Source organism: Fischerella muscicola PCC 7414 (assembly GCF_000317205.1).
GTDB classification, from domain to species: domain Bacteria; phylum Cyanobacteriota; class Cyanobacteriia; order Cyanobacteriales; family Nostocaceae; genus Fischerella; species Fischerella muscicola.
In genome coordinates this window covers 1-7,939 of sequence record NZ_AJLK01000155.1, presented here as the reverse complement: position 1 = coordinate 7,939, position 7,939 = coordinate 1, and the positions used below count along the sequence as shown (strand labels likewise).

At 40.0% G+C, this 7,939-nt stretch carries 3 protein-coding genes and 1 CRISPR repeat array; of the genes, 1 reads left to right on the top strand and 2 read right to left on the bottom strand.

Translation table 11 applies throughout. The annotated features are described in order from the left end of the window. Positions 1-66: 66 nt before the first annotated feature. The gene (locus UYI_RS0124360; RefSeq protein WP_016869290.1) at positions 67-3,804 is read right to left on the bottom strand and encodes a tetratricopeptide repeat protein; all 3,738 of its coding nucleotides are present in this window, start codon (positions 3,802-3,804) and stop codon (positions 67-69) included. A 121-nt stretch (positions 3,805-3,925) separates the two neighbouring features. After that, the gene (locus tag UYI_RS0124355; protein ID WP_016869289.1) at positions 3,926-4,678 is read right to left on the bottom strand and encodes a DUF4384 domain-containing protein; all 753 of its coding nucleotides are present in this window, start codon (positions 4,676-4,678) and stop codon (positions 3,926-3,928) included. Between the two features lie 302 nt (positions 4,679-4,980). On the opposite strand from UYI_RS0124355, the gene cas1 reads away from it, so the two are divergent. Then, positions 4,981-6,999: a CRISPR-associated endonuclease Cas1 gene (gene cas1, locus UYI_RS0124350; RefSeq protein ID WP_016869288.1), complete on the top strand. Its 2,019-nt coding sequence runs from the start codon at positions 4,981-4,983 to the stop codon at positions 6,997-6,999. A 329-nt stretch (positions 7,000-7,328) separates the two neighbouring features. Next, a CRISPR array of direct repeats spans positions 7,329-7,870; the repeat unit is 36 nt; unit sequence GTTTTAAATCACTTACCCCTCACGGGGATGAAAACT. Between the last annotated feature and the right edge of the window lie 69 nt (positions 7,871-7,939).

Genomic DNA, 7,939 nt, shown 5'->3' with positions numbered 1-7,939 from the left:
TCTGTTAAAGTTTTACTTTGACGGCTAATAGTATAACAAACTACTCCTGACCAAACAAGGCAAAAGTTAAACTTTTAACTTGTCAGTTTCCCCCTGACAAATCCATGCTCCCCAATAAAAGGGATGCTCCAGTGGCGTATCTTCTTCATGGCAATCAATTTTACTTTGTGCTGACAACTCGTTCACCCTCAATAGTTCCTTCAAAACTTCTAAACCCAAAGCAGACTGCCGCAATTTTTTTACTGTAATTTTACGTATATAATTCTGGGCATCCCGTAAAGCTTCTGCACGCCCCATTCCCAAGAGCAGGTTGTCAAAAAAACGCTCCATCAGCAGAGCAGTTGCTTTGTCAGGTACTTTCCACAGACTCATCACCAGTGTTTTTGAACCCGCGACAGCAAAAGCCCGACGCAAGCCAAATACGCCTTCGCCAATTTTAATATCTCCTCTGGCAGTATCACAGGCAGATAATACAGTCAGTTCGTTCGCCCATAAATCCAAACTGGTGATCTCCTGAGCAAAAACAAAGCCTTTACCTGCTAATGGTGGTAGATTACCGCCAGATAGCCAAGTATTTGCACCCGCCAAAGCAAATCCAGAGCGCATCATTGGGTTTTTTACCTTTGATATCGCCAAACGCTCCATCCCTAATTCTTTGCGCTCCACCTTAGGGGATACTTGTGGCAAATCTGGTAAGAACAAACCATGAGTGGCGATCAGCATAATATTAGGACATCCACTGCTGACTAAATGGCTTTCCAATGCTTCTGCTCCCATATATAAGCGTGCATTTGGTAGCTTTTTAGCAAGGCTTTCACCGAGAAATCTTGTACCAGCAGCGCGGGACAATATTTCACCATCAAGAGTATTGATAAATTCTTCTCCTCCTTGTCTCCCTTGTCCCTTGGCTTCCCTACTCCTGTGCTCACTAGCCAAATCAAAATCTGGATCAGCCATAATCATAGGTGCATCCGCAGTACGGGTGATCTGAACTTGAGAGCGGAGAATATCCCGCCCGACACCTAAGTACGAAATAATATATTCATCCATCAAAAGGTGCGTACCCGTATCATCGATGGGTAATATTTGAAACGGTAGCAAGTTCAAGTTACCATCTGGTGCAAGTATTAGATGTTTGCATTTACTCACCACTTCACGGATAGTCCCAAAAAGCACTTGACTTAGGTGGATAGCTACTGCTGGATTATATTGTTTAATTTGTAACTTGGGTATAGAGGCTGCTTTTCCCCACGCCAGCGTTTTTTTGGTAGAGTCCGATGCTTGCAAACGAAATTCCTGAATTAGCTCATCAATAGCTTCAGCCTCTCCTAAATCGATCATCTGCACTGCATTTGGCTGCTGGGCTGGTAAAATAAATGCCAAATAACGAGCAGGATGCCATTGTGTTTCTTTTCTAGCTGGAACTGCATGAAAATCGTAAACATCGAAGCGGACAAATTCTACTAAAATCGAGTTAGTTGGTAGCGTCTCAGCCACCGCAAAACGGTCAGGAAGTTTCTTTGTTAATTGAATTTCTGGTATTTGGGATGCTAGTTGTTTTTGTAAGTGGTTATATCTAGCCTCCAGTTCTGCTAACTCTTGTTGATAATTCGTGAAATCACTGATTTGACGAGTAGAAAAATTCAGCTTGACTAACTGTGCATTTAAATCACTCAGTTGACGAAATTGTTCTTGCAGATGGGGATAGCGATCGCTCACTAAAGCTTCATTTTGAGCAGACAATGATGCGACTGTTAGAGCTTTGCGTTTGAGGACAAAATCTAACCCTTGTTGCAACGCATATTTTGAATGAGGAAGATGTTTGTAAATTAGAGAGAGAAATAAATCGAAATTACCTCTAATTTTCTCAATCCAAGCTATCCGATCATTTTCAGAACTAAAAGCAAATACACTGCTAATTAGCTTATCATTAATTTCACTAGCTTGAAGGCGACATAACAAAGCATCATCAAAACGTTGAGTAGCAGCTAATAAAGTTGCTAAATTATTTAAACTAAATGCCACATCTGGATGATGTTCTCCCAACAGAGACTTCCTCATCAATAAGGCTACTGTATAATATTGTTCAGCTTCGAGGTAGCGTCCACTAGACAAGTATATCTCTGCTAAATTATTGAAAGTGTTAGCAATATCTGGATGTTCTTGACCTAATAAAGACCTTCTGATATCTAATACTTCCAAATGCATTGCTTCCGCTTCATCGTAGCGCCCCAGACTGCCATAAATTGTAGCCAAATTGTTCATCGTACTAGCTACTCGTGGATGTTTATTGCCAAACTGATTTTTGATAATTAACAATACTTTTAAAAATAACTGCTCTGCTTGCCAATACTTGAATTGAGCATCATATAGTACTCCTAAATTATTCAGATACACCGCCACATCAGGATGCATTTCCCCCAGCAAGCGTTCACTCAAAAAATACGCTTCACGGTAAATCTCTTCAGCTTGGGAATACCGCCCTTGTAAACGATAAATTTCTGCGATTCTATTGAAACTATCTGCAATATCAGGATGTTCTTGTCCAAATAAATTCTTTCTGATTGCTAAAGCTTCTAAATATTTTTGTTCAGCATCCGAAAAACGTCCTTGCTCTTTATAAAGTCCACCCAAATGATTTAAATTCTTAGCAACACTAGGATGATTTTTACCGTATATATTTTTGTAAAGCAACAATGCTGACAAATACTTTTCTTCGGCTGCTTGGTAGCGTCCTTGATAGGCGTAGAGAACTGCGAGACTATGTAAACTGAGGGCAATATCGGGATGTTCAGGAGTTAGGGAACTTTTTCTGATAGAATAAGCTTCCACATATACTTGCTCCGCTTCCACATAACGTCCTTGTAGAAGATAAATATCTCCCAAATTACTCAAACTCTGTGCAACTTCTAAATTCTCGTCTCCCAACAACTTCCTTCGCATTGTCAAGGCTGTTAAATGCATGTTTTCTGCATCTGCATAACGCCCTTGCTGATTATAAGTATTAGCAAGATTATTTAAGGTAATTGCCACATAAGGGTGTTCATCACCAAGACATTTTTGAGATAGTTCCAATGCATGGGAATAATTTTCTTCAGCTTGAGAGTAAAGTCCTTGAGAGTTATACAACGCCGCTAAATTATTTAAGCTGACAGCAATATACCAATGCTCATCACCCAGCAACTCTTTTCGCATTGCTAATGCTAACAAGTGCATTTTCTCAGCATCAACATAACGTGCCTGATTTTCGTAAAGGGCTGCAAGATTATCCAAACTTTGAGCAATATCAACATGGAAATCTCCCAACAACCGCTTCCGCATCTCTAGTGCTTCTAGATGCATCTTTTCCGCATCTTCCAAGCGTCCCTGTTCTCGATAAACTTCCCCAATATTATTTAAATAATTGGCAATTTGCTCGTGTTCATCACCTAAATTAAATTTAAAAATATCTAAAGCTGCAAACAAGTACGTTTCTGCTTGAGAATATAGTCCTTGAGCAACATAAAATGCCGCAAGATTATTCAAAGTTTGGGCAATATCTGGATGTGAATCTCCTAGTAATTCTCTTCGTAAATTTAAGGCTTCAATATATAAAGGTTTCGCCTGTGAAAAACATCCTAACATTCGATATAATTCTGCAAGATTATTTAAACTATCTGCAAAATTTTTATGCTTATATAGATTTTTGTGTCCTACTTTTATAGCTTCTTGTGCAACAATTATCGCTTGTTCAAATTTGCCTTGTCCAGCAAGTCGTACCACTTCTCGATTAAGTTGATCTATTTTTTCTAGAATTTGTTTCATCTGCTAATTCCAGACACTTCTAACTAGAAAGACTCTATTAAAGAGAACCTCTCTTGGCGTTCTTGGCGTTCTTGGCGGTTCGTTTCTTTTATATTCTGTGCATCTTCATAAATAATTGGTACTAAACAGTAATCATGTAATCTGTATAGAAAACCTGACATTCTTCACTTTCATTTACAAATTCTAGTAATTGCTCCAAATGACTTTCTTCTAAGTACAAAGGAGCATCACTTCCTTGGGGTAGCCAATCAAGGGTAGGCGCATCCTTGGTAATTACTGCTAAAATATGCTCCTTACCAAGATTACCTTCAATAGGGAAAGATGTCCTCGGTGAACCCTCTTGAGGCACAATAGTTTTACCAGTATCTAATTGTGGTTGAGAGGCGAAACAGGAAGGACAAAAACACCAAACTTGTCCAGATGTATCTTTTTGTAGAAGTAATAAATATCCGGAACTTTCAAGATTGATTTCAAAGCGAATATGACTACCTAAAGATACAGATTTTTCATAACGACTGGGAATCTGCCAACCCCAACCGAGTGTTTCTTCTTGTACCAAAACTAATCCCATTTGTTCAGTAGAAGAACCCAGTGTTGCAAGTTGCTGCCAAAGTTTGTCGAGGGGTGTTAATTTTTGGGTTTCCTCTTCTTCTAAAAGAGATAGGGCAATATCTTGCCAGTTTAAGTTGAGTTCAGAGCAAATGTCAATAAATATCTGGCGTTGAACTCGTTTACCGTTAAAAAAATTATTGATAGTTGACCAGGATGCAATTCCCCGCTCGTTAACTAAAGCCATTTGCGTCAAATTTTGGCGTTCTAAAGCAATCCTAGCTTTTTTAATACCTGCTGATGATGCAACAAGAGAACGAGCCATAACAAGTAAAAAGAAAGAATAATTAAGTCATATACGAAGTCATATACATTGGTCAATTAGTCATATACGTACTCATATACGCAATTGCAAAAATCAAGTTATTCAGATCTTGCACCAGCTTTTAATTCCACTAAGAAATTTATTCTGGGGCGAGATATGGGGTAGGTGCAAGATATGAGGTTAAGTAACTCAACACAAATCAAGTTAGCTAATGAAGGTTGTCATTATTCATTAGTCATTGGTAAGAAACTAAAAATCCTCTCAATTCTTTCTTTTGCCTTTTAACTTTTTACTTCAATATTATGTTCACTCTTGAACAAATCACATCTGCATGGCTTCTCGTCCGTGCAGGGACTAAAGCTGCGGGTGTTGATGATATCAGCCTCGATCTATTTGCGTCTGCTATCAATGATCAGTTACCTATTCTGCTGCGCCAGTTACAACAAGAATCTTACCGCGCCAGTCCTGCTAAAGGATTTTATCTAAGCAAAAGTAGTGGTGGCAAGCGTTTGGTTGGTATTCCCACTGTGCGGGATAGAATTGTGCAGCGTTTGCTACTGGAGGAACTGTATTTTCCACTAGAAGATACTTTTCTAGATTGTAGCTACGCCTATCGACCTGGAAGGAATATCCAGCAAGCAGTACAGCATTTATATTCCTATTACCAATTTCAACCCAAATCGATCATCAAAGCTGACATCGCTGAATTTTTTGACAGCCTGTGTTGGGCGTTACTGTTGACTGCGTTGGAAGAGTTATCGCTCGAACCAATTGTAGTGCAATTACTTGAGGGACAACTCAAATCAGGAATTGTCATCGCCGGAAAACTGATTTACCCCGGTCAGGGAGTGTTGCAAGGTGGTATTCTTTCGGGGGCTTTAGCTAATTTATACCTGACTGCATTTGACAAAAAATGCCTCAGTCACGGTATTAACTTGGTGCGGTACGGAGATGATTTTGCCATTGCGTGTAACAGTTGGTTGGAAGCAAATCGCACTCTCGACAAAGTTACTACTTGGTTAGGAGAACTATATTTACATCTTCAGCCAGATAAAACACAAATTTTCGCCCCTGGTGATGAGTTTACTTTTCTGGGATATCGCTTTGCTGGTGGTGAAGTTTATGCGCCACCGTCACCTGTGGTTACTCGTGAGGGTGAATGGGTAACGAATGGATCAGGTTTACCTTATTTTCGCCCCAAACAACGCCCGACAAAATCTGTTTCCCGTCCTCCCAAGGCTTGCAGTATCGACAAGCCTATCAAATTTCCGACAGCACCCATATCTCATCTTTGGCAGGATTTTATGTCTACATTATATGTAACCGACCAGGGCGCTTATTTGAGTGTAAAAAATCAGCAATTTCAGGTGTTTTATCAAGGAGAATTGCGAATCAAGATTCCAGTTAGTCGGGTGAGTAATGTTGTTTTATTTGGCTGTTGTAATGTATCTCATGGTGCGGCTTCTTTGGCTTTGCGGCGGCGAATTCCAATTATGTATTTATCGCAAAAGGGGAGGTATTTTGGTAGGTTGCAAGTGGAAGGCGATGCGAAGGTTGAATATTTGATGCGACAGGTGGAGTGTTGTCAAAATCCTGAGTTTACACGTCGCCAAGCTGAAGCAATTGTCACAGCTAAAATTCATAACTCTCGAATCTTATTAATGCGCTTAAAACGCAGAAAATCGTCAGAATTCGACGATAATCTTGTCAAAGAAGCAATAAAAGATTTAGATACTTTGATGGATAAATTACCTTTTGCAGAAAGTATGGATGCATTGCGAGGGTATGAAGGAAGAGCAGCGACAGTTTATTTTCAAGCATTGGGAAGTCTATTTTCTAGTGTGTTTAAATTTGAGAAGCGTACCAAGCGTCCACCGACTGACCCAGTTAATAGCCTTTTAAGTTTAGGATATACATTACTCAGCCAAAATGTTTTCTCGTTTATCCAAGCTATAGGATTGCACGGTCACTTTGGCAATCTTCACGTCCCCCGTGATAATCATCCAGCTTTAGTTAGCGATTTAATGGAGGAATTTCGCGCTCAACTAGTTGATTCTTTAGTCGCTTATTTGATTAATTCCAATATTTTCACAGAAGATGATTTTACTCCTCCTGATGAAAAAGGAGGCGTATATCTTCAACCCCATGCGTTGAAAAAGTTTCTCAAGCACTGGGAAGAAAAGCTGCAATCTGAGTTAACGCACCCAAATACAGGATATAAAGTTAGCTTTCGCAGGTGTTTAGAGTTACAAGTGCGGGAGTATGTAGCTTGTCTGATGGGAGAGGTGAAGATATATAGACCAATGATTTGGAAACCTTAATAGAGAGATTGCATTGTGTTGGTTGCTATGCTATTGTTTACACCAACACCTGTACCTTGAAAACTTAATCAATACATATTCTCTGCTTGTAACCTGATAGTTAGTTTCCTTAAGGCATTTTGTTAAGAAGTGTAAACTGAGGGGGTCGTCTAACAGACCAAAGGCTGATTGTTTCGTTGATCCCCTCAGATAACTTAATGTGTCAGGGTTTGAGTTACTTGCAGACTCTAGTTATTGTCAATAATAGTGGTTTATTGACAGGTAAAATAGACCCCCCTCAGTTTTACAGTTCTGTAAGCTTTATTTGGCAAGCTTTCTGTAAGAGTAGAGTTTTAAATCACTTACCCCTCACGGGGATGAAAACATTAAGCACAGCTGCTCCAGCACCAGCACCAGCACCAGGTTTTAAATCACTTACCCCTCACGGGGATGAAAACATAAGTTCCCAGATCTGTCCGCTATGGACAAAGGTCAAGTTTTAAATCACTTACCCCTCACGGGGATGAAAACGCTGCTGCTGCATACTTCCTCCCTGACGCAAGAACTCGTTTTAAATCACTTACCCCTCACGGGGATGAAAACTTCAGAGAGCCGCTCGTCTGGTTTGCCGCAAGGATCAGATGTTTTAAATCACTTACCCCTCACGGGGATGAAAACTCTCTACCAGTGACTCCCACATTCTGCTTAAATTCGTTTTAAATCACTTACCCCTCACGGGGATGAAAACTTAGTTGTACCAACTACAAACCCACATCCAAACAAATCGTTTTAAATCACTTACCCCTCACGGGGATGAAAACTATAAGCAAAGCTACGGTCAATCCCAGCACAATTGGTTTTAAATCACTTACCCCTCACGGGGATGAAAACTTCATCAAGCAGTTGCGTAAGCAACTGTAGTTCTTCTTGTTTTAAATCACTTACCCCTCACGGGGATGAG